Source organism: Lelliottia sp. SL45, from assembly GCF_026672535.1.
Classification (GTDB): domain Bacteria; phylum Pseudomonadota; class Gammaproteobacteria; order Enterobacterales; family Enterobacteriaceae; genus Enterobacter; species Enterobacter nimipressuralis.
This window is the reverse complement of the sequence record NZ_JAPPRH010000001.1, coordinates 44582-66787: the sequence shown is the minus strand read 5'-3', so window position 1 is coordinate 66787 and position 22206 is coordinate 44582. Positions and strand designations below refer to the sequence as shown.

General features: G+C 52.8%; 19 protein-coding genes and 2 tRNA genes. 16 read left to right on the top strand and 5 right to left on the bottom strand.

Going from position 1 to position 22206, the window contains the following annotated elements:
* Positions 1–32 precede the first annotated feature (32 nt).
* From pmrB to dacB, 3 genes are read right to left on the bottom strand one after another with little or no spacing between them, the layout of a single operon-like run.
* Positions 33–1076, bottom strand: a complete 1044-nt coding sequence (gene pmrB / locus OVA10_RS00340; RefSeq protein WP_268194833.1) for a two-component system sensor histidine kinase PmrB — start codon at positions 1074–1076, stop codon at positions 33–35.
* Entirely contained in the window at positions 1073–1735 is a 663-nt protein-coding gene (pmrA, locus tag OVA10_RS00335; RefSeq protein WP_102105486.1) for a two-component system response regulator PmrA, read from the bottom strand. The genes pmrB and pmrA overlap by 4 nt, the downstream gene beginning before the upstream one ends.
* 2 nt (positions 1736–1737) lie before the next feature.
* Positions 1738–3171, bottom strand: a complete 1434-nt coding sequence (gene dacB / locus OVA10_RS00330) for a serine-type D-Ala-D-Ala carboxypeptidase (protein WP_100778745.1) — start codon at positions 3169–3171, stop codon at positions 1738–1740.
* A gap of 246 nt (positions 3172–3417) precedes the next feature.
* Here dacB and greA point away from each other — a divergent pair, with 246 nt between their 5' ends.
* Complete coding sequence (greA, locus tag OVA10_RS00325) at positions 3418–3894, top strand: transcription elongation factor GreA (RefSeq protein ID WP_100778746.1); 477 nt, start codon at positions 3418–3420, stop codon at positions 3892–3894.
* Between the two features lie 151 nt (positions 3895–4045).
* Here greA and yhbY read toward each other — a convergent pair whose 3' ends face one another.
* Positions 4046–4339, bottom strand: coding sequence for a ribosome assembly RNA-binding protein YhbY (yhbY, locus tag OVA10_RS00320; protein WP_095283563.1), 294 nt, complete (start codon positions 4337–4339; stop codon positions 4046–4048).
* Positions 4340–4465: 126 nt separating this feature from the next.
* Between yhbY and rlmE the strand changes: the two genes are divergently transcribed.
* From rlmE to OVA10_RS00290, 6 genes are all read left to right on the top strand, one after another.
* Positions 4466–5092 carry a 23S rRNA (uridine(2552)-2'-O)-methyltransferase RlmE gene (rlmE, locus tag OVA10_RS00315; protein WP_100778747.1) on the top strand — a complete coding sequence of 209 codons (627 nt, stop codon included), beginning with the start codon at positions 4466–4468 and terminating at the stop codon, positions 5090–5092.
* Positions 5093–5194: 102 nt separating this feature from the next.
* Entirely contained in the window at positions 5195–7129 is a 1935-nt protein-coding gene (gene ftsH, locus OVA10_RS00310) for an ATP-dependent zinc metalloprotease FtsH (protein ID WP_100778748.1), read from the top strand.
* Positions 7130–7225: 96 nt separating this feature from the next.
* Positions 7226–8074, top strand: a complete 849-nt coding sequence (folP, locus tag OVA10_RS00305; RefSeq protein ID WP_123428241.1) for a dihydropteroate synthase — start codon at positions 7226–7228, stop codon at positions 8072–8074.
* A complete protein-coding gene (gene glmM, locus OVA10_RS00300; protein ID WP_123428243.1) occupies positions 8067–9404 on the top strand; it encodes a phosphoglucosamine mutase in 1338 nt (445 codons plus the stop codon). Before folP ends, glmM begins: the two co-directional genes overlap by 8 nt.
* Before the next feature lie 224 nt (positions 9405–9628).
* Positions 9629–9961 (top strand): preprotein translocase subunit SecG, encoded by a 333-nt coding sequence (gene secG / locus OVA10_RS00295; RefSeq protein ID WP_100778751.1) that lies wholly within the window; start codon positions 9629–9631, stop codon positions 9959–9961.
* A 9-nt stretch (positions 9962–9970) separates the two neighbouring features.
* Positions 9971–10057: transfer RNA gene (locus OVA10_RS00290), tRNA-Leu, on the top strand.
* Between the two features lie 195 nt (positions 10058–10252).
* Here OVA10_RS00290 and argG read toward each other — a convergent pair.
* Positions 10253–11599 carry an argininosuccinate synthase gene (gene argG, locus OVA10_RS00285; protein ID WP_100778752.1) on the bottom strand — a complete coding sequence of 449 codons (1347 nt, stop codon included), beginning with the start codon at positions 11597–11599 and terminating at the stop codon, positions 10253–10255.
* Positions 11600–11940: 341 nt separating this feature from the next.
* Between argG and OVA10_RS00280 the strand changes: the two genes are divergently transcribed.
* The 9 genes from OVA10_RS00280 to nlpI all read left to right on the top strand — a co-directional run bounded on the left by OVA10_RS00280 (position 11941) and on the right by nlpI (position 22151).
* A tRNA-Met gene (locus OVA10_RS00280) sits at positions 11941–12017 on the top strand.
* 207 nt (positions 12018–12224) lie between these two features.
* A complete protein-coding gene (gene rimP, locus OVA10_RS00275; RefSeq protein WP_142503648.1) occupies positions 12225–12677 on the top strand; it encodes a ribosome maturation factor RimP in 453 nt (150 codons plus the stop codon).
* A 28-nt stretch (positions 12678–12705) separates the two neighbouring features.
* Entirely contained in the window at positions 12706–14193 is a 1488-nt protein-coding gene (nusA, locus tag OVA10_RS00270; RefSeq protein ID WP_100778754.1) for a transcription termination factor NusA, read from the top strand.
* A 24-nt stretch (positions 14194–14217) separates the two neighbouring features.
* The gene (gene infB, locus OVA10_RS00265; RefSeq protein WP_100778755.1) at positions 14218–16911 is read left to right on the top strand and encodes a translation initiation factor IF-2; all 2694 of its coding nucleotides are present in this window, start codon (positions 14218–14220) and stop codon (positions 16909–16911) included.
* A gap of 104 nt (positions 16912–17015) precedes the next feature.
* The gene (gene rbfA / locus OVA10_RS00260; RefSeq protein ID WP_100778756.1) at positions 17016–17417 is read left to right on the top strand and encodes a 30S ribosome-binding factor RbfA; all 402 of its coding nucleotides are present in this window, start codon (positions 17016–17018) and stop codon (positions 17415–17417) included.
* On the top strand, positions 17417–18361 hold the full coding sequence (truB, locus tag OVA10_RS00255) for a tRNA pseudouridine(55) synthase TruB (RefSeq protein ID WP_248859223.1): 945 nt from the start codon (positions 17417–17419) through the stop codon (positions 18359–18361). Before rbfA ends, truB begins: the two co-directional genes overlap by 1 nt.
* 150 nt (positions 18362–18511) lie before the next feature.
* Positions 18512–18781: a 30S ribosomal protein S15 gene (gene rpsO / locus OVA10_RS00250; protein WP_003861789.1), complete on the top strand. Its 270-nt coding sequence runs from the start codon at positions 18512–18514 to the stop codon at positions 18779–18781.
* Positions 18782–19022: 241 nt separating this feature from the next.
* Entirely contained in the window at positions 19023–21158 is a 2136-nt protein-coding gene (gene pnp / locus OVA10_RS00245) for a polyribonucleotide nucleotidyltransferase (RefSeq protein WP_095283551.1), read from the top strand.
* A 108-nt stretch (positions 21159–21266) separates the two neighbouring features.
* Entirely contained in the window at positions 21267–22151 is an 885-nt protein-coding gene (nlpI, locus tag OVA10_RS00240) for a lipoprotein NlpI (protein WP_100778758.1), read from the top strand.
* Positions 22152–22206 lie beyond the last annotated feature (55 nt).

Here is a 22206-nt window from a genome sequence, read left to right as displayed (position 1 = left end):
CTAAGAAGCCCCCTCTCGAAGGGGGCTTTTTTTTAGCTCAGCGTGGAGGGCAGCCAGCAACTGGCGATTAACCCGCCCTCAGGCGCATTCTCCAGCGTCAGATTGCCAAGGTGCAGCTGCACGATACGCTGGACAATACTCAGCCCCAGCCCACTGCCACCAAAACGTTGGTCGAGACGACGGAACGGCTCGGTAATCGAGTGGCGATGCGCCTCGTCGATGCCTGGCCCCTGATCGATAACGCTGACCTGGGTGCCCTCGTCGTGCTCCGTTAGCGTGACTGTGATAGTCGTACCCGCCGGGCTATAGCGCGCCGCATTCTCCAGCAGATTGCGCAGCATCAATCTCAGAAGTACCGGATCGCCCTGAACGGTCAGTGGACTTTGAACCGGCCAGATGACGTTGTGCTCTTTCGCCTCATGCTCTAACGCCAGCGGCGCGATAATATGCTCACTCCAGTTGACCGTATCATAATGGCCGCTGGCCATTGCCTGCCCCGCTCGCGCCAGCATTAACAGCTGTTCGACGGTGTGCATCAGCTGATCGATGCGATGAATCAGCGTCGCAGCCTGTGGTGAGCCTGACTGAGACATGAGTTCCAGATGAAGCCGGATACCAGCCAGTGGCGTACGAAGCTCATGGGCCGCGTCAGCCGTGAATAAGCGCTCCTGCTTGATGGTGTGGTCCAGACGCGCAAGCAGCTGATTCAGCGACGTAGTCACCGCTCCAATCTCTTCCATATCGGAAAAAAGAGGCAGGGGAGTGAGATTATCCGCCGAGCGGTTGGCGAGACTGACGCGCAATTTATTTAGCGGGCGCGTAATCCAGGTGATGGCCCAGAAGGAGAAGAGCAGGGTAAAACCGACCATGACCAGCGAAGGCACCAGCAGCGAGGCTATGGCTTCGCGGATCTCCTTCTCGACATGTTGGTTACGCGATTTTGCCGACAGGGTTTCACTCACCAGAAAGCCAATTTGCTCGCGGCTTTCATGCCACAGCCAAATCACGCTAATCAACTGGAAAAATAACAGAATGACCGCCAGCAAAACCATCAATCGCCGACGCATGCTGTTCATTTTTGACTCTCCAGGCGATAGCCCACGCCGCGAACGGTTTTGATGCGGTCTTTACCGAGCTTGCGCCGCAGATTGTGAATATGGACCTCAAGGGTGTTTGATCCCGGATCGTCCTGCCAGGAATAGATATCCTGCTGGAGAGTTTCGCGGTGCACCGTTTGTCCGGTGCGCATAATCAGCCGCGTGAGCAGAGCGAACTCTTTCGGAGTGACTTCGACCGCCTGCGAATGACGCATCACCTGCTGGGTTTGCAAATTCAGCGTCAGATCGCCATCCGTCACCAGATTGTCACTGTGCCCCTGATAGCGGCGAATCAGCGCCCGAACGCGAGCCTGTAGCTCGGCCAGGGCAAAGGGTTTCACCAGATAGTCATCTGCGCCGGAGTCGAGACCATTGATTCGGTCTGCGAGGGCATCGCGCGCTGTCAGGATCAGCACCGGATTTTCAACGCCGCGGCGACGCCACTGGCTCAGCAACGTGGCGCCATCTTTATCGGGCAGCCCTAAATCCAGGATCACCAGGCTGTACTCGCCGCTTTGAATCAGCGAGTCAGCTTCTGCCGCAGTGGCGGCACAATCAAGCGCATATCCTTCGTTGGCCAGCGCCAGCGCCAGACCTTCCTGTAATAACAGGTCGTCTTCAACAATGAGTAATTTCATCGCTAGTTATTCTGGTAGATGTCCTTGTAAAGCCTGCTTTCGAAACGCACCAGAGGGATACGGCGATTACGCTGGTCGCTCGGTTCGACGGCATAGCCGGAAAGATACTGCACAAACGCCATGCGTTGCCCGCTGGCCGTGGTAATAAAGCCTGCCAGGTTATACACCCCTTGCAATGAACCCGTTTTGGCGGAGACTTTTCCGTCTACGCCAGCAGCGTGCAGACCCGCACGGTACTGCAGAGAGCCATCGTAACCCGCGAGAGGGAGCATCGAGATAAAGTTTAGCTCAGTGTCGTGCTGCGCAATGTACTGAAGAACCTGCATCATTGTTGCAGGTGAGATCAAATTATGGCGCGAAAGGCCGGAGCCATCGACCGCAATAGTGTTACCAAGATCGATCCCCGCCTGCTGGCGCAAGATCTGGCGAACGGCATCGGAACCTGCCCGCCATGTACCGGGAACGCCGAATCGGGCATGGCCGATCATGCGGAACACCGTATCGGCGATCATGTTGTCGGACTTTTTCAGCATAATCTTAAGCAGATCGTGCAGCGGCGCGGACTGTTTGCTGGCAATTACCGTACCGGGTTCATTGGACTGCGTCTGGCGCAGCAGCGTCCCGGAATAGCTGATATTGGCCTGTTTCAGCTCGTCTTTCAGAATGGCACCGGCGTAGCTGGCACCATCCTGAATGGCGAACGCTAGCGGCAGCGGGTCGGCACGCTGCGTCAGGCATCCGGTCAGGGTAAAGCGGTTCAGATCGCCGGGTACCACATCCAGCTCGCAATACTGTGCATCAGGCGAGCCTTTCGCCAGCGTTCGTACCTGGCTGAACATGGTGACAGGGTAGTAGGACGCCACGCGAATAAAGGCTAAATCATTGGCCTTAGGCGCGCTGTACAGCGAGACGGAGAAGCAGTTACGGTCGACGATTGCCGCAGACGGCGGGGCGCTAAAGCACTGGGTCATGTCGTTCCACGGCCAGCCGGGGGCTTTATCGTGGCTGGCAAAAATGGAGGTATCGATCAGCACATTGCCGTCGATTTTCTGCACCCCGGACTTTTTCAGCACCGCGACCATATTGCGGATATCCTGACGCTTAAAAGTCGGATCGCCGCCAAAACGGGCGATTAAATCGCCTTTCAGGACGCCGTCATCCACGCTGCCTTTGCTTTCCAGCGTGGTGGTGAAGCGGAAATCGGGCCCCAACTGCAAGAGCGCAGCCAGAGCTGTAATCACTTTCTGTGTACTGGCGGGAAGTGCCATTTGCTGGCTGTGATAGTCAATCTCCGGCGCCTGGGCACCCACTTTTTGCACCATCAGCGCAAGGTTAGCGCCAGCTGGGAGTTGATTAATATACTCATCCACATTCGCTGCCTGGACAGTGAACGCCACACTGGTAGTCAATCCGATGATAAATCTGGAAAATCGCATAATCTCGCGCTAACAACCCGTAAACAAACCGTCATACTACGGTGCAACGCCCTGTAAAGTAAACGATGACCCATAGTGAACTTCGCGGTAAAATGCGCATCAAATTGAAAAATTGCTGCTGACCTGGAACTTTGCTTCTGGGAAGTTTTCTTTTGCTCCCGACCTGTGACACGCTTTGACGCCTGCGAGGCCGGAAGTCGGAGTGAGTGAGTCGCTCCCAACAGGAATGTTTAAGAGGTATAACAAATGCAAGCTATTCCGATGACCTTACGTGGTGCCGAAAAACTGCGCGAAGAACTGGATTTTCTGAAATCTGTTCGCCGTCCTGAAATCATCGCCGCAATCGCGGATGCGCGTGAGCATGGCGACCTGAAAGAGAACGCGGAGTATCACGCCGCGCGCGAACAGCAAGGCTTCTGTGAAGGCCGTATCAAAGATATTGAAGCGAAACTGTCGAATGCACAGGTGATCGATATCAGCAAAATCCCGAACAATGGCCGCGTGATTTTTGGTTCTACCGTGACGGTGCTGAACCTGGACAATGACGAAGAGCAGGCTTACCGCATTGTGGGCGATGACGAGGCGGACTTTAAACAGAACCTCATCTCCGTTAACTCGCCGATTGCCCGTGGTCTGATTGGCAAAGAGCAGGACGATGTGGTGGTGATCCGCACGCCGGGCGGCGAAGTGGAATACGAAATTATCAAGGTCGAGTACCTGTAATTCGCATCTCACCGCAGTTGTTGATACATTGTAAAGAAAGGAAAAAGGCCGCATAGCGGCCTTTTATCAACTCACGGAGCATGGCATTTTGCTCACCTGCTATTGGAAATCCCTCGTTTTACACTGAAAAAGTGTTCGATTCAGGATATTCTTAGCGTGGCAGCGAGATTTTACGCTCTTTAGACGGGCGGTAGAGCACCAGCGTTTTACCGATAACCTGTACATTACAGGCACCGGTATTGCGCACGATAGCTTCCACGATCAGGGTTTTCGTGTCTCTGTCTTCAGAGGCAATTTTCACCTTAATCAGCTCGTGGTGCTCCAGCGCTTGTTCGATCTCGGCAAGCACCCCTTCGGTCAAACCATTGTTGCCAAGCATGACTACAGGCTTGAGTGGATGTGCCAGACCTTTAAGGTGCTGTTTTTGTTTAGTACTCAGATTCATCGTATATTTTTGCTTACGTTGGGATTGAAAACGGTTCATTCTACCGCCATCTCCCTTATATCGCCAAATAGCTGCGTAGAAATTTACGTCAAAGGCAGGTTACGATGAACCAGGACGGAAAGTTAAATGACAGGTAAAAAGCGTTCTGCCAGCTCCAGCCGCTGGCTCCAGGAACACTTTAGCGATAAATATGTTCTTCAGGCACAGAAAAAGGGGTTACGTTCCCGTGCCTGGTTTAAACTTGATGAAATACAGCAAAGTGACAAACTCTTTAAACCGGGAATGACGATTGTTGACCTCGGTGCGGCACCTGGCGGATGGTCACAGTATGCTGTGACACAAATTGGTGGTCAGGGGCGAATCATCGCATGCGATCTTTTACCAATGGATCCGATTGTCGGTGTTGACTTCCTTCAGGGCGATTTTCGTGATGAATTAGTCCTGAAAGCATTACTCGAACGTGTAGGTGACAGTAAAGTTCAGGTTGTCATGTCTGATATGGCGCCAAATATGTGCGGAACACCAGCGGTGGATATTCCCCGTTCCATGTATCTGGTTGAACTTGCGTTAGAAATGTGTCGTGATGTTCTAGCGCCTGGTGGTAGTTTTGTAGTGAAGGTGTTCCAGGGCGAAGGTTTCGAGGAGTATCTTAAGGAAATTCGCTCCCTGTTTGCGAAAGTGAAAGTTCGTAAGCCGGACTCTTCCCGTGCTCGTTCACGTGAAGTGTATATTGTAGCGACCGGGCGGAAATGATAACCGGCTGACTTCGGACGAACGTTCGAAAGACACTGGATAGAGAGTCTCCTGACGCTGTTTTTAACACAGTTGTAATATGAGGTTAATCCCTTGAGTGACATGGCGAAAAACCTAATACTCTGGCTGGTCATTGCCGTTGTGCTGATGTCAGTGTTCCAGAGCTTTGGGCCCAGCGAGTCGAATGGCCGCAAGGTGGATTATTCTACCTTCCTGCAAGAGGTCAATCAGGACCAGGTTCGCGAAGCGCGTATCAACGGACGTGAGATCAACGTTACCAAGAAAGATAGTAACCGTTACACGACTTACATCCCGGTGAACGATCCTAAGCTGCTTGATAACCTTCTGACTAAAAACGTCAAGGTGGTAGGTGAGCCGCCTGAAGAGCCAAGCCTGCTGGCTTCTATCTTCATTTCCTGGTTCCCGATGCTGCTGCTTATCGGTGTCTGGATCTTCTTCATGCGCCAAATGCAGGGCGGCGGTGGCAAAGGCGCCATGTCGTTCGGTAAGAGCAAAGCGCGTATGCTGACGGAAGATCAGATCAAGACCACGTTTGCCGACGTCGCAGGTTGTGACGAAGCAAAAGAAGAAGTGGCAGAACTGGTTGAATACCTGCGTGAGCCGAGCCGTTTCCAGAAACTGGGCGGTAAGATCCCGAAAGGCGTTCTGATGGTTGGTCCTCCGGGTACCGGTAAAACCCTGCTGGCGAAAGCCATTGCGGGTGAAGCGAAAGTCCCGTTCTTTACCATTTCAGGTTCTGACTTCGTTGAAATGTTCGTGGGTGTTGGTGCATCTCGTGTGCGTGACATGTTCGAGCAGGCCAAGAAGGCAGCACCGTGCATTATCTTCATCGATGAAATCGATGCCGTAGGCCGCCAGCGTGGCGCGGGTCTGGGCGGCGGTCATGATGAACGTGAACAGACTCTGAACCAGATGCTGGTTGAGATGGACGGCTTCGAAGGTAACGAAGGTATCATCGTTATCGCGGCGACTAACCGTCCAGACGTACTTGACCCTGCGCTGCTGCGTCCAGGCCGTTTCGACCGTCAGGTTGTGGTCGGTCTGCCGGATGTTCGTGGTCGTGAACAGATCCTTAAAGTCCACATGCGTCGCGTACCACTGTCTCCGGACATCGATGCGGCAATCATCGCACGTGGTACGCCGGGCTTCTCCGGTGCTGACCTGGCAAACCTGGTCAACGAAGCAGCGCTGTTTGCCGCTCGCGGTAACAAACGTGTCGTGTCGATGGTGGAGTTCGAGAAAGCGAAAGACAAAATCATGATGGGTGCGGAACGTCGCTCCATGGTGATGACTGAAGCGCAGAAAGAGTCCACGGCATACCACGAAGCGGGCCATGCGATTATTGGTCGTCTGGTACCGGAACACGATCCGGTGCATAAAGTGACCATTATCCCGCGCGGTCGCGCACTGGGTGTGACCTTCTTCCTGCCGGAAGGCGATGCGATTAGCGCCAGCCGTCAGAAGCTGGAAAGCCAAATTTCGACCCTGTACGGCGGTCGTCTGGCTGAAGAGATTATCTACGGTGTGGAGCATGTTTCTACCGGTGCGTCTAACGACATCAAAGTCGCGACTAACCTGGCACGTAACATGGTTACTCAGTGGGGCTTCTCCGACAAACTCGGTCCGCTGCTCTACGCGGAAGAGGAAGGTGAAGTGTTCCTGGGCCGCTCTGTAGCGAAAGCGAAACACATGTCCGATGAAACTGCGCGTATCATCGATCAGGAAGTGAAGGCACTGGTTGAACGTAACTATGGCCGCGCACGTGAAATCCTGAATGACAACCTGGACATTCTGCACTCAATGAAAGATGCGCTCATGAAATATGAGACCATTGATGCTCCGCAGATTGACGACCTGATGGCTCGCCGCGAAGTGCGTCCACCAGCAGGCTGGGAAGATCCAGGCGCTTCCAATAATTCTGACAACAATGGCACCCCGCGTGCACCGCGTCCGGTCGATGAACCGCGTACGCCAAATCCGGGCAATACCATGTCAGAACAGTTAGGCGACAAATAAGTCACCGCTGAAGATGTATTTATCTTCACCTGAAACCCTGGAGCTTGCTCCGGGGTTTTTCTTATCTGCATAACTCAAAATACCAGGGATTTAGCCATGAAACTTTTCGCCCAGGACACGACTCTCGATCTCTCACATCCCCATGTGATGGGCATCCTGAACGTTACCCCTGACTCCTTTTCCGACGGCGGCACGCATAACACGCTGATTGACGCGGTGAAGCATGCCAATCTGATGATCAATGCAGGCGCAACGATTATTGATATCGGCGGCGAATCGACGCGCCCCGGTGCGGCGGACGTGAGTGTGGAAGAAGAGTTATCACGCGTGATCCCGGTGGTTGAGGCAATCGCCCAGCGCTTTGAAGTCTGGATCTCCGTCGACACCTCTAAGCCGGAAGTTATTCGTGAATCGGCGAGAGTGGGTGCTCACATCATTAATGATATTCGCTCTCTGTCTGAGCCTGGAGCTCTTGAGGCTGCCGCAGAAACCGGTTTGCCGGTCTGCCTGATGCACATGCAGGGCCAGCCAAAAACGATGCAGGAAGCTCCAAAATATTCTGATGTGTTCGCGGACGTGAATCGCTACTTTATTGAGCAAATCGCGCGCTGTGTGCGTGCCGGTATCGCAAAAGAGAAATTGCTGCTCGACCCGGGATTCGGTTTCGGTAAAAATCTCTCCCATAACTATGAGCTGCTTGCACGCTTATCGGAATTTCACCATTTTGGCTTGCCGTTGCTGGTCGGGATGTCGCGAAAAACCATGGTCGGGCAATTGCTGAATGTTGGCCCGAGCGAACGTCTGAGCGGCAGCCTTGCCTGCGCGGTGATCGCGGCTATGCAAGGTGCTCACATTATTCGCGTCCATGACGTCAAAGAGACAGTAGAAGCTATGCGTGTGGTTGAAGCCACATTGTCAGCGAAGGAAAACAAACGCTATGAGTAATCGTAAATATTTTGGCACCGATGGTATCCGTGGGCGCGTGGGTGATGCACCTATTACTCCTGAATTTGTGCTTAAGTTGGGTTGGGCGGCAGGTAAGGTACTGGCGCGTCATGGCTCGCGTAAGATCATCATCGGTAAAGACACCCGTATTTCTGGCTATATGCTGGAGTCGGCATTAGAGGCGGGGCTTTCAGCCGCCGGGCTTTCCGCTTCCTTTACCGGCCCAATGCCAACCCCTGCGGTAGCTTATCTGACGCGCACCTTCCGCGCTGAAGCCGGTATTGTGATTTCAGCTTCCCATAACCCGTTCTACGACAACGGCATCAAATTCTTCTCCATCGATGGCACCAAATTGCCGGATGAAGTCGAAGAGGCCATCGAAGCAGAAATGGAAAAAGAGCTGACCTGCGTAGACTCTTCTGAGCTGGGCAAAGCCAGCCGTATTGTGGATGCAGCGGGCCGTTACATCGAATTCTGTAAAGGCACCTTCCCGAACGAACTGAGCCTGAGCCACCTCAAAATTGTGGTCGATTGTGCCAATGGCGCGACCTACCACATTGCGCCAAACGTGTTCCGTGAACTCGGCGCTAAAGTGATTGCTATTGGCTGTGAGCCAGACGGCGTCAACATCAACGAAGAAGTGGGCGCCACTGACGTGCGCGCGCTGCAGGCCCGCGTTCTGGCTGAGAAAGCTGACCTGGGGATTGCGTTTGACGGTGATGGCGACCGCGTCATCATGGTGGATCACGAAGGTAATAAGGTCGATGGCGATCAGATCCTCTATATCATCGCCCGTGAAGGACTGCGTCAGGGCCAGCTTCGCGGTGGCGCGGTAGGTACGCTGATGAGCAACATGGGTCTTGAGCTGGCGCTGAAGCAGCTGGGTATTCCATTTGCGCGTGCTAAAGTGGGCGACCGCTATGTGCTGGAGAAATTGCAGGAAAAAGGCTGGCGCATTGGGGCTGAAAACTCCGGCCACGTGATCCTGCTCGACAAAACAACAACGGGTGACGGTATCGTCGCCAGTCTGCAGGTGGTTGCCGCGATGGTGCGTAACCATATGAGTCTGCACGATCTCTGCACCGGCATGAAAATGTTCCCGCAGATTCTGGTGAATGTTCGCTTTACCGCGGGTAAAGGCGATCCGCTGGAAAATGAGAACGTGAAAACGGTGATGGCGGACGTCGAAGCTGCCCTCGGGAATCGTGGCCGCGTGCTGCTGCGTAAATCGGGTACTGAGCCGCTTATTCGCGTGATGGTTGAAGGTGAAGACGAGCAGCAGGTCACTGAGTTTGCTCATCGAATCGCCGATGCGGTGAAAGCCGCATAACTTCGCACAGTAAGTGTTTAAAAAGGCGACGCTTGTCGCCTTTATTTTGCCCGACAGATGCGCTTTTGCTGTTTTTTTCCGCAGTTGATACAATGCGCTGAAATTGCCCTTGCGAAGGTCATTCGCTTTGGTTAGTATTCACACCCGCTTCAGTGGGAAACACAATTCCTGCTAAATTGGTCGAAGCATTGGTATGCGGCAACTCCGCAAGGAACAGGTTGATTATGTACGAAGCTCTTTTAGTTGTTTTCCTTATTGTAGCCATCGCTCTTGTAGCGCTGATCATGCTGCAGCAAGGTAAAGGCGCTGATATGGGAGCCTCCTTCGGAGCAGGCGCTTCCGGTACGCTGTTTGGTTCAAGTGGTTCTGCGAACTTCATGACCCGTACAACGGCTATTCTGGCTACGCTGTTCTTCATCATCAGTCTGGCGCTTGGCAATATCAATAGCAACAAGACCACAAAAGGAAGCGAGTGGGACAATCTGAGTGCTCCGTCTAAAACTGAGCAAACTCAGCCAGCTGAACCGGCTAAGCCGACCAGCGATATCCCGCACTAAGTACTCAGTACCGAGGTGGTGGAATTGGTAGACACGCTACCTTGAGGTGGTAGTGCCCTAACGGGCTTGTGGGTTCGAGTCCCATCCTCGGTACCAATATTCCAGAAAAAAGACGTCGAAAGACGTCTTTTTTTTCGTCTGTATCTTTTGAGTCCCTGTTTCACAGACCCGGTAAACGCAGTACCACCGGCCATAACGAGCTTTTGGCAGTGCGCTTACCCGCCCGACAAAAGAATATCAGGCCAACAAAAAAGGCGCCCTCAGGCGCCTTTTGCATGTCTTTATTAAGAATTACTTCTTGTCGCTGTGTTCCAGGTTCTCAACCTGCGGCAGGCCATTGCCGGAAGAGGCAGAGAGCAGACCGGTTTCGATGTAGTTGAAGAGCTTCTCACGGGTGTCGGTGATATCCAGGTTACGCATGGTTAACTGACCGATACGATCGTCCGGGGAGAACACGGAATCACCTTTCTCCATCGTCAGACGCTCTGCTTTATAGGTCAGGTTGTCAGACACGGTGTTCAGGATGGAATAATCATTGCCACGACGCAGTTCCAGAGTCACTTCACCGGTGATAGCGCTTGCAACCCAACGCTGCAGAGCATCACGCAGCATCAGTGCCTGTGGATCGAACCAGCGGCCCTGGTACAGCAGTTTACCCAGTTGACGACCGTGGGAGTGATACTGCTCAATGGTGTCTTCGTTGTGAATACCGGTCAGCAGACGCTCGTAAGCAATGTGCAGCAGTGCCATCCCCGGGGCTTCATAGATGCCACGGCTTTTAGCTTCGATAATACGGTTTTCAATCTGATCGCTCATGCCTAAGCCGTGGCGACCACCGATGCGGTTTGCTTCCAGCATCAGCTCGACGTCATCAGCGAACGTTTGACCATTCAGGGCAACCGGGTGGCCACGCTCAAAGCGTACCGTTACTTCTTCAGCCTGGATTTTGACGTTTTCGTCCCAGAACTTCACGCCCATGATCGGGTTAACGATCTTCACGCTGGAGTTCAGAAATTCCAGGTCTTTCGCTTCGTGCGTCGCACCCAGCATATTGGAGTCGGTGGAGTAGGCTTTCTCAACTGACATTTTGTAGTCGAAGCCGCAGGCGATCATGAACTCGGACATCTCATGGCGGCCGCCCAGCTCGTCAATAAAGTCGGTATCCAGCCACGGTTTATAAATCTGCAGTTCGGCGTTTGTCAGTAGACCATAGCGATAGAAACGCTCAATGTCGTTGCCTTTATAGGTGCTACCATCGCCCCAGATGTTCACGCCATCGTCTTTCATGGCGGCAACCAGCATCGTGCCCGTCACCGCACGACCCAGCGGTGTGGTGTTGAAATAGGTCAGACCGCCCGTGGTGTTATGGAATGCACCGCACTGAATCGCAGCGATACCTTCCGCAACCAGCTGCTTACGGCAGTCAATCAGACGTGCGTTTTCTGCGCCATATTCCATGGCACGACGAGGGATCGCATCATAATCTTCCTCATCCGGCTGACCCAGGTTCGCAGTATAAGCATAAGGAACCGCTCCCTTTTGGCGCATCCACAGCAGTGCAGCGCTGGTATCCAGGCCGCCAGAAAAAGCGATGCCAATACGTTGTCCTACCGGAAGATGCTTGAGAATCGTCGTCATAAAATAAAACCCTGCTTGATTGACTGATTAGAGACCGCTTTCGCTCTCATTGCATGTTTATGCAAAATAAGTGAGTTTTCATTTAATCATCTTTTGTCGATGACCGGAAGAGATTCGTGCATTTTTTGTGAAAAATCCTGTGCTGCTGCCTGTTGCGAGGCAAACAGGAAAAAAGACACAAGCCTTTAACGTTATTCAGCGTAGCGCATGGAAACCAGAGTTGACAGCGGAATGCTCTAACCAATATAATGCATGCAGATTTTACGTCCCGTCCTCGGTACCAAATCCCAGCATTATTTGCATTTTTTACCCAAAACGAGTAAAATTTGCCACGTTTCAGGCGCGGGGTGGAGCAGCCTGGTAGCTCGTCGGGCTCATAACCCGAAGGTCGTCGGTTCAAATCCGGCCCCCGCAACCACTTTCCTATAAAGTTCTTTTTCAAATATACTGTGAAGACTCAGAGCCTTCGTAGCTGGATTTGAAAAAATTCTTTCAGAAAGTGCTCCAGGCCGCAGTTGCGGCTATAGGGTTCAGTTATCTAAAGCCCCGATTTATCGGGGTTTTTTGTTATCTGACTACAGAATAACTGGGCTTTAGGCCCTTTTTTTATGTCTTGGGGGTGGGCTTGTCCACATTAGAGCAAAAATTAACAGAGATGATTAAGGCACCGGTCGAAGCACTGGGCTACGAACTGGTCGGCATCGAATTTATTCGCAGCCGCACATCCACGCTGCGCATCTATATTGATAGTGAAGATGGCATCAATGTTGATGATTGTGCTGATGTCAGCCACCAGGTTAGTGCAGTTCTTGACGTTGAAGATCCTATTACTGTTGCCTATAACCTGGAAGTTTCCTCGCCTGGTCTCCACCGTCCGATGTTCACCGCTGAGCACTACACGCGGTATCTCGGTGAAGAAGTGACTGTCGTTCTGCGTATGGCTGTGCAAAACCGCCGTAAATGGCAGGGCATTATTAAGGCCGTTGATGGTGAGATGATCACGGTGACAGTCGAAGGCAAAGATGAAGTGTTCGCGCTGAGTAATATCCAGAAGGCGAACCTGGTTCCCCACTTTTAACAGTCTGGATTGAGGTGAAAAGCCCGCGATGAACAAAGAAATTTTGGCTGTTGTTGAAGCCGTCTCTAACGAGAAATCACTGCCGCGTGAGAAGATTTTCGAAGCGCTGGAAAGTGCACTGGCTACAGCAACCAAGAAAAAATACGAACAAGAGATCGATGTTCGCGTAGAAATCGATCGTAAAAGTGGTGACTTCGATACCTTCCGCCGTTGGGTGATCGTCGAAGAAGTGACCCAACCAACCAAAGAAATCACGCTTGAAGCGGCTCGTTACGAAGACGAAAGCTTCAACGTTGGCGAATATGTTGAAGATCAGATCGAATCTGTCACCTTCGACCGTATCACCACCCAGACCGCTAAGCAGGTTATCGTACAGAAAGTACGTGAAGCTGAGCGCGCGATGGTGGTTGATCAGTTCCGCGAACACGAAGGTGAAATCATCACCGGTGTGGTGAAGAAAGTGAACCGTGACAACATCTCTCTGGATCTGGGCAGCAACGCTGAAGCCGTGATCCTGCGTGAAGACATGTTGCCGCGTGAGAACTTCCGTCCAGGCGACCGTATCCGCGGCGTTCTGTACGCAGTGCGTCCGGAAGCGCGTGGTGCGCAGCTCTTCGTCACTCGCTCTAAGCCAGAAATGCTGATCGAACTGTTCCGCATTGAGGTGCCAGAAATCGGTGAAGAAGTTATCGAGATCAAAGCAGCGGCCCGCGATCCGGGTTCTCGCGCTAAGATCGCGGTAAAAACCAACGATAAGCGTATCGACCCGGTCGGTGCTTGCGTTGGTATGCGTGGCGCACGTGTCCAGGCTGTTTCTACTGAACTGGGCGGCGAGCGCATTGATATCGTGCTTTGGGACGACAACCCGGCACAATTCGTGATTAACGCTATGGCTCCGGCTGACGTGTCTTCTATCGTTGTCGACGAAGACAAGCACACCATGGATATCGCTGTTGAAGCAGGTAACCTGGCACAGGCTATCGGTCGTAACGGTCAGAACGTCCGTCTGGCGTCTCAGCTGAGCGGCTGGGATCTGAACGTAATGACGGTTGATGACCTGCAGGCTAAGCATCAGGCTGAAGCCCATGCAGCGATCGATAACTTTACGAAGTACCTGGACATCGACGAAGATTTCGCCACTGTCCTGGTCGAAGAAGGTTTCTCTTCGCTTGAAGAACTGGCCTATGTGCCAATTAAAGAACTGCTGGAAATTGACGGCCTGGATGAAGCAACCGTTGAAGCCCTGCGTGAACGCGCTAAAAACGCACTGACCACCCTGGCGCTGGCTCAGGAAGAAAGCCTTGGTGATAACAAGCCGGCTGATGACCTGCTGAATCTGGAAGGTCTTGATCGTGCGATTGCGTTCAAGCTGGCTGCCCGTGGTGTTTGTACGCTGGAAGATCTCGCTGAGCAAGGCGTTGATGACCTGGCTGATATCGAAGGTTTAACCGACGAGAAAGCCGGCGAACTCATCATGGCCGCACGTAATATTTGCTGGTTCGGCGACGAAGCGTAATAAACTGTAGCAGGAAGGAACAGCATGACTGATGTAACTGTAAAATCGCTGGCTGCTGAGATTCAGACCCCTGTGGACCGCCTGGTACAGCAATTTGCTGATGCAGGGATCCCAAAGGCTGCTGATGACTCAGTAACTGCACAAGAAAAACAAACTTTGTTAGCGCACCTGAACCGTGAACACGGTTCAACGCCTGACAAACTGACGTTGCAGCGTAAAACGCGCAGCACGTTAAATGTTCCAGGTACCGGTGGAAAAAGCAAATCGGTACAAATCGAAGTCCGCAAGACACGCACCTTTGTAAAACGTGATCCGCAAGAGGCCGAGCGCCTTGCAGCGGAAGAGCAGGCGCAGCGTGAAGCGGAAGAGCAAGCCCATCGTGAGGCAGAAGAAACAGCCAAGCGTGAGGCAGTATTAAAAGCTGAACGTGAGGCCGCTGAAAAAGCGAAACGCGATGCCAGTGATAAAGCAAAGCGTGAAGCTGCGGAAAAAGACAAAGTGAGCAATCAACAAACTGACGAAATGACCAAAACCGCCCAGGCAGAAAAAGCCCGTCGTGAAACCGAAGCAGCCGACCTGAAGCGTAAAGCGGAAGAAGAAGCACGTCGCAAGCTCGAAGAAGATGCGCGTCGCGTGGCTGAAGAAGCACGTCGTATGGCGGAAGAAAATGCCGGTGTTTGGGCTGAGCAAGAAAAAGAGAAAGGTGAAGAGGATAAGAGCGATTATCACGTCACGACTTCTCAGCATGCTCGCCAGGCCGAAGATGAGAACGATCGTGAAGTTGAAGGCGGCCGTGGCCGTACTCGCACGACTAAAGCGGCTCGTCCTCAGAAGAAAGGCAACAAGCACTCTGAATCCAAAGCTGACCGTGAAGAAGCGCGCGCCGCTGTTCGCGGTGGTAAAGGTGGCAAGCGTAAAGGTTCCTCTTTACAGCAGGGCTTCCAGAAACCTGCTCAGGCCGTTAACCGCGACGTTGTGATTGGCGAAACCATCACCGTGGGCGACCTGGCAAACAAAATGGCTGTTAAAGGCTCTCAGGTCATCAAAGCGATGATGAAACTGGGCGCAATGGCGACCATTAACCAGGTTATCGATCAGGAAACCGCGCAGCTGGTTGCTGAAGAGATGGGCCACAAAGTTATCCTGCGTCGTGAAAACGAGCTGGAAGAAGCGGTAATGAGCGACCGTGACACTGGCGCTGCGGCAGAATCCCGCGCACCCGTTGTGACCATCATGGGTCACGTTGACCACGGTAAAACCTCTCTGCTGGACTACATTCGTTCAACGAAAGTGGCCTCTGGCGAAGCGGGCGGCATTACCCAGCACATCGGTGCTTACCACGTTGAAACTGACAACGGTATGATCACCTTCCTGGATACCCCGGGTCACGCCGCGTTTACCTCTATGCGTGCTCGTGGTGCACAGGCAACGGATATCGTTGTTCTGGTTGTTGCAGCAGACGATGGCGTGATGCCACAGACAATCGAAGCAATCCAGCACGCGAAAGCGGCGCAGGTGCCAGTGGTTGTTGCTGTGAACAAGATCGATAAGCCAGAAGCTGACATGGATCGCGTTAAAAACGAACTGTCCCAGTACGGCGTTATGCCGGAAGAGTGGGGCGGTGAGTCTCAGTTCATCCCAGTATCTGCAAAAGCGGGTACCGGTATTGATGACCTGCTGAACGCAATCCTGCTGCAGGCTGAAGTTCTGGAGCTGAAAGCCGTTCGTAAAGGCATGGCAAGCGGTGCCGTTATCGAATCCTTCCTGGATAAAGGTCGTGGTCCGGTTGCCACGGTTCTGGTCCGTGAAGGTACGCTGAACAAAGGCGACATCGTACTGTGTGGCTTCGAATACGGTCGTGTTCGTGCGATGCGTAACGAACTGGGTCAGGAAGTTCTGGAAGCAGGTCCATCCATTCCTGTGGAAATCCTGGGTCTGTCCGGTGTTCCGGCTGCCGGTGATGAAGTGACCGTTGTTCGTGACGAGAAGAAAGCGCGTGAAGTTGCACTGTATCGTCAGGGCAAATTCCGTGAAGTTAAGCTGGCTCGTCAGCAGAAATCTAAACTCGAGAACATGTTCGCTAACATGACTGAAGGCGAAGTTCACGAAGTGAACGTCGTACTGAAAGCGGACGTTCAGGGTTCTGTGGAAGCGATCTCCGACTCTTTACTGAAACTGTCTACCGACGAAGTGAAAGTGAAGATCATCGGTTCTGGTGTCGGTGGTATCACCGAAACCGACGCAACCCTGGCTGCGGCGTCCAACGCGATTCTGGTTGGCTTCAACGTTCGTGCTGATGCTTCTGCGCGTAAAGTTATCGATTCAGAAAGCCTGGATCTGCGCTACTACTCCGTCATCTACCATCTGATCGACGAAGTGAAAGCAGCGATGAGCGGTATGCTGTCTCCAGAACTGAAACAGCAGATCATCGGTCTGGCTGAAGTTCGTGACGTGTTCAAATCACCGAAATTTGGTGCGATCGCGGGTTGTATGGTTACCGAAGGTACCATCAAACGTCATAACCCAATCCGCGTTCTGCGTGACAACGTGGTTATCTACGAAGGCGAGCTGGAATCCCTGCGCCGCTTCAAAGATGACGTTAACGAAGTCCGTAACGGCATGGAATGTGGTATCGGCGTTAAGAACTACAACGATGTTCGCGTTGGCGATATGATCGAAGTGTTCGAAATCATCGAAATCCAGCGTAGCATTGCTTAATCCCCGAAAGGATTAAGAAAATTGTAAGCCGGGTAAGCGAAGCGCCACCCGGCATGAAATATCAAAAGGGGCTTATGGCCCCTTTTTTGTCTGGAGAATTTATTATGGCGAAAGAATTTGGTCGCCCACAGCGCGTGGCTCAGGAGATGCAGAAAGAGATCGCACTCATCCTGCAACGCGAAATCAAAGACCCACGCGTGGGTATGATGACCACTGTTTCGGGCGTTGAGATGTCCCGTGATCTGGCCTATGCCAAAGTGTTCGTCACGTTCCTGAACGACAAAGACGAAGCCGCTGTTAAGAATGGCATTAAAGCATTGCAGGAAGCCTCTGGTTTTATCCGCTCTCTGCTCGGTAAAGCGATGCGTCTGCGTATCGTGCCGGAGCTGACTTTCTTCTACGATAACTCGCTGGTAGAAGGTATGCGGATGTCCAACCTGGTGACCAGCGTGGTTAAACATGACGATGAACGTCGTGTGAACCCGGACGACAGCAAGGAGGACTGATGAGTCGTCCTCGTCGTCGCGGCCGCGACGTGCACGGCGTGCTGCTGCTGGATAAACCTCAGGGCGCATCCAGCAATGACGTGCTGCAAAAAGTGAAGCGTCTTTATAACGCTAACCGCGCCGGGCATACCGGTGCGCTGGACCCACTGGCGACAGGCATGCTGCCTGTCTGTCTGGGCGAAGCAACCAAGTTTTCCCAGTACCTGCTCGATTCTGATAAGCGCTATCGCGTGATCGCGAAACTTGGTCAGCGTACGGACACCTCCGACGCAGACGGTCAGGTTGTCGAAGAGCGTCCGGTGACCTTCAGTGCCGAGCAGCTTCAGGCCGCGCTGGAAAGCTTCCGTGGGGATACCCTGCAGGTGCCGTCCATGTATTCGGCGCTGAAGTATCAGGGCAAAAAGCTCTACGAATATGCCCGCCAGGGGATTGAAGTCCCGCGTGAAGCGCGCCCGATCACCGTCTACGAACTGCTGTTCATTCGCCACGAAGGTGACGAGCTGGAGCTGGAAGTTCACTGCTCGAAAGGCACGTACATTCGCACCATCATTGACGATCTGGGTGAAAAACTGGGCTGCGGCGCGCATGTGATTTACCTGCGTCGTCTTGCGGTCAGTAAATATCCGGTTGAACGTATGGTGACGCTTGAGCATCTTCGCGCGCTGGTCGATCAGGCAGAAGAGCAGGGGATCTCCCCGGCCGATTTGCTTGACCCGCTGCTGATGCCGATGGACAGCCCGGCTGCTGATTTCCCGATTGTGAATTTGCCCCTGACTTCATCCGTTTACTTTAAAAACGGCAATCCGGTTCGCACGACAGATACCCCGCATACTGGGCTGGTCCGCGTTACCGAAGGCGAAGAAAACAAGTTTATCGGAATGGGTGAAATCGATGACGAAGGCCGCGTAGCACCGCGTCGCCTGGTTGTTGAATATCCCCTCTAAGCGATTTACTTGCCTTGCGATAAGCAGGGGAGACGGGTAGAATATCGCCGCTTAACGTCGGGCAAATTGTTTAACAATCTGCGCGGCGTAAACTGGGGTTGCTGAATTAGAGATCGGCACCCTTTCATTCTTTATTTTTTGGAGTTCATCATGTCTCTAAGCGTTGAAGCTAAAGCTAAAATCGTTTCCGAGTTCGGTCGTGGTACTAACGACAGCGGTTCTACCGAAGTTCAGGTTGCCCTGCTGACTGCACAGATTAACCACCTGCAGGGTCACTTTGCAGAGCACAAAAAAGATCACCACAGCCGTCGTGGTCTGCTGCGTATGGTTTCTCAGCGTCGTAAACTGCTCGACTACCTGAAACGTAAAGATGTTGCACGCTACACCGCGCTGATCGAGCGTCTGGGTCTGCGTCGCTAAGTCTTGCGAGTTTCAGAAAAAGGGGCCTAATGGCCCCTTTTTTCAACCAGACGGCAGCAATTCACTGGAAACTATTGTATTGTTGCTATAAATGATCTTCATTGCAGAGGTTCGCGCGGCTAATGAGAGGCTTCACCCATGGGGGTGTCGGTTGTCATTAGTCGCGAGGATGCGAAGAAGGTCGGGTTAAATCGACAGCACACCGAAGGTGTGCTGTCATTCATTAAGAAAGGACAGAATTTTGCTGAATCCGATCGTTCGTAAATTCCAGTATGGTCAGCATACCGTCACGCTGGAAACCGGCATGATGGCACGTCAGGCTACTGCTGCCGTTATGGTAAGCATGGATGACACCGCTGTATTCGTGACCGTTGTAGGCCAGAAAAAAGCAAAACCAGGTCAGGACTTCTTCCCTCTGACCGTTAACTATCAGGAGCGTACTTACGCTGCTGGTAAAATCCCGGGTGGCTTCTTCCGTCGTGAAGGCCGTCCAAGCGAAGGCGAAACCCTGATTGCGCGTCTGATTGACCGCCCGGTTCGTCCGCTTTTCCCGGAAGGCTTCGTAAACGAAGTTCAGGTTATCGCGACTGTTGTTTCCGTTAACCCACAGGTTAACCCGGACATCGTGGCGATGATCGGTGCATCCGCTGCACTGTCCCTGTCAGGCATTCCATTCAACGGTCCTATCGGTTCTGCTCGCGTTGGTTATATCAACGACCAGTACGTACTGAACCCGACTCAGGATGAGCTGAAAGAAAGTAAGTTGGATCTGGTTGTTGCCGGTACCGAAGCTGCCGTACTGATGGTTGAATCCGAAGCAGAACTGCTGAGCGAAGACCAGATGCTGGGCGCTGTGGTATTTGGCCACGAGCAGCAGCAGATTGTTATCCAGAACATCAACGATCTGGTGAAAGAAGCCGGTAAACCACGTTGGGATTGGCAGCCAGAAGCCGTTAACGAAGCGCTGAACGCGCGCGTTGCTGCACTGGCAGAAGCGCGTCTGAGCGATGCATACCGCATCACTGACAAACAAGAGCGTTACGCGCAGATTGATGTCATCAAATCTGAAACCATCGCTACGCTGGTTGCAGAAGATGAATCCCTGGACGCGAACGAGCTGAGCGAAATCCTGCACGCTATCGAGAAAAATGCTGTACGTAGCCGCGTTCTGGCTGGCGAACCGCGTATCGATGGCCGCGAAAAAGACATGATTCGTGGTCTGGATGTGCGTACTGGCGTTCTGCCACGTACTCACGGTTCCGCACTGTTCACCCGTGGCGAAACTCAGGCGCTGGTAACCGCGACTCTGGGTACTGCACGTGACGCACAGAACATCGACGAACTGATGGGCGAGCGCACTGACAGCTTCCTGTTCCACTATAACTTCCCTCCGTACTCCGTAGGTGAAACCGGTATGGTTGGCTCGCCTAAGCGTCGTGAAATTGGTCACGGTCGTCTGGCGAAGCGCGGCGTGCTGGCAGTTATGCCGGAAGCTGACAAATTCCCGTACACCGTTCGTGTGGTTTCTGAAATCACCGAATCTAACGGTTCTTCTTCCATGGCTTCCGTGTGTGGCGCTTCCCTGGCCCTGATGGATGCGGGCGTGCCAATCAAAGCTGCTGTTGCGGGTATCGCAATGGGCCTGGTGAAAGAAGGCGACAACTTTGTTGTTCTGTCTGACATTCTGGGCGACGAAGATCACCTGGGCGATATGGACTTCAAAGTAGCGGGTTCCCGCGAAGGTATCTCTGCACTGCAGATGGATATCAAAATTGAAGGTATCACCAAAGAGATCATGCAGGTTGCACTGAACCAGGCTAAAGGTGCGCGTCTGCACATCCTGGGCGTGATGGAGCAGGCGATCAACGCGCCACGCGGCGACATTTCTCAGTTCGCACCGCGTATCCACACCATTAAGATCAGCCCAGACAAGATCAAAGACGTGATCGGTAAAGGCGGTTCTGTTATCCGTGCTCTGACTGAAGAGACTGGCACCACTATCGAAATCGAAGATGACGGTACTGTGAAGATCGCAGCGACCGACGGCGAAAAAGCGAAATTCGCGATTCGTCGTATCGAAGAGATCACTGCAGAAATCGAAGTGGGTCGCATCTACAATGGTAAAGTGACCCGTATCGTTGACTTTGGCGCGTTCGTTGCCATCGGTGGCGGTAAAGAAGGTCTGGTACACATCTCTCAGATCGCTGACAAGCGCGTTGAGAAAGTGACCGACTACCTGCAGATGAACCAGGAAGTCCCGGTTAAAGTTCTGGAAGTTGACCGCCAGGGCCGTATCCGTCTGAGCATTAAAGAAGCGACCGAGCAGTCTCAGCCTGCTGCCGCGCCGGAAGCCCCGGCCGCAGAACAAGGCGAGTAAGGTTGCATTTGCCCTCCGCTTCGGCGGGGGGCGTATTATCAGGCAGGACGCCTTGTTAGCAGCCGGGGGACAGGACGTTCATCCAATAGTTGTCTTCGGGAGTGGGAAATGAAGCCTTTTTTGCGCTGGTGTTTCGTTGCGACAGCTTTAACGCTGGCAGGATGCAGCAACTCTGCCTGGCGTAAGAGCGAAGTCCTCGCAGTGCCATTGCAACCGACTTTGCAGCAGGAAGTGATTCTGGCACGCATGGAACAAATTCTTGCCAGTCGGGCTTTAACCGATGATGAACGCGCACAGCTTTTATATGAGCGCGGAGTGTTGTATGATAGTCTCGGTCTGAGGGCACTAGCGCGAAATGATTTTTCACAAGCGCTGGCAATCCGACCTGATATGCCTGAAGTATTCAATTACTTAGGTATATATTTAACGCAGGCAGGCAATTTTGATGCTGCCTATGAAGCGTTTGATTCTGTACTTGAGCTTGATCCAACTTACAACTACGCGCACTTGAATCGCGGTATCGCATTGTATTACGGCGGTCGTGACAAGTTAGCGCAAGATGATCTGCTGGCGTTTTATCAAGACGATCCTAATGATCCTTTCCGCGTCCTGTGGCTTTACATCGTTGAGCAGAAGCTCAATGAGAAGCAGGCGAAAGAGGCGTTAAAACAACGCTTCGAGAAATCGGACAAGGAACAATGGGGATGGAACATTGTCGAGTTCTACCTGGGCAACATTAGCGAAGCAACGCTGATGGATAGGCTCAAGGCGGACGCAACGGATAACACCTCGCTCGCTGAGCATCTCAGTGAAACCAACTTCTATTTAGGTAAGTACTACCTAAGTCTGGGGGATATGGACAGCGCTACGGCACTGTTCAAATTAGCGGTTGCTAACAACGTCCACAACTTCGTTGAGCACCGTTATGCATTGTTGGAATTATCGCTCTTGGGCCAGGAGCAAGACGACCTGGCAGAATCGGACCAGCAATAGCTGACGTCACCACATCAGCCCGTAATCATTTTTTGATTGCCATCACCTTAACTGG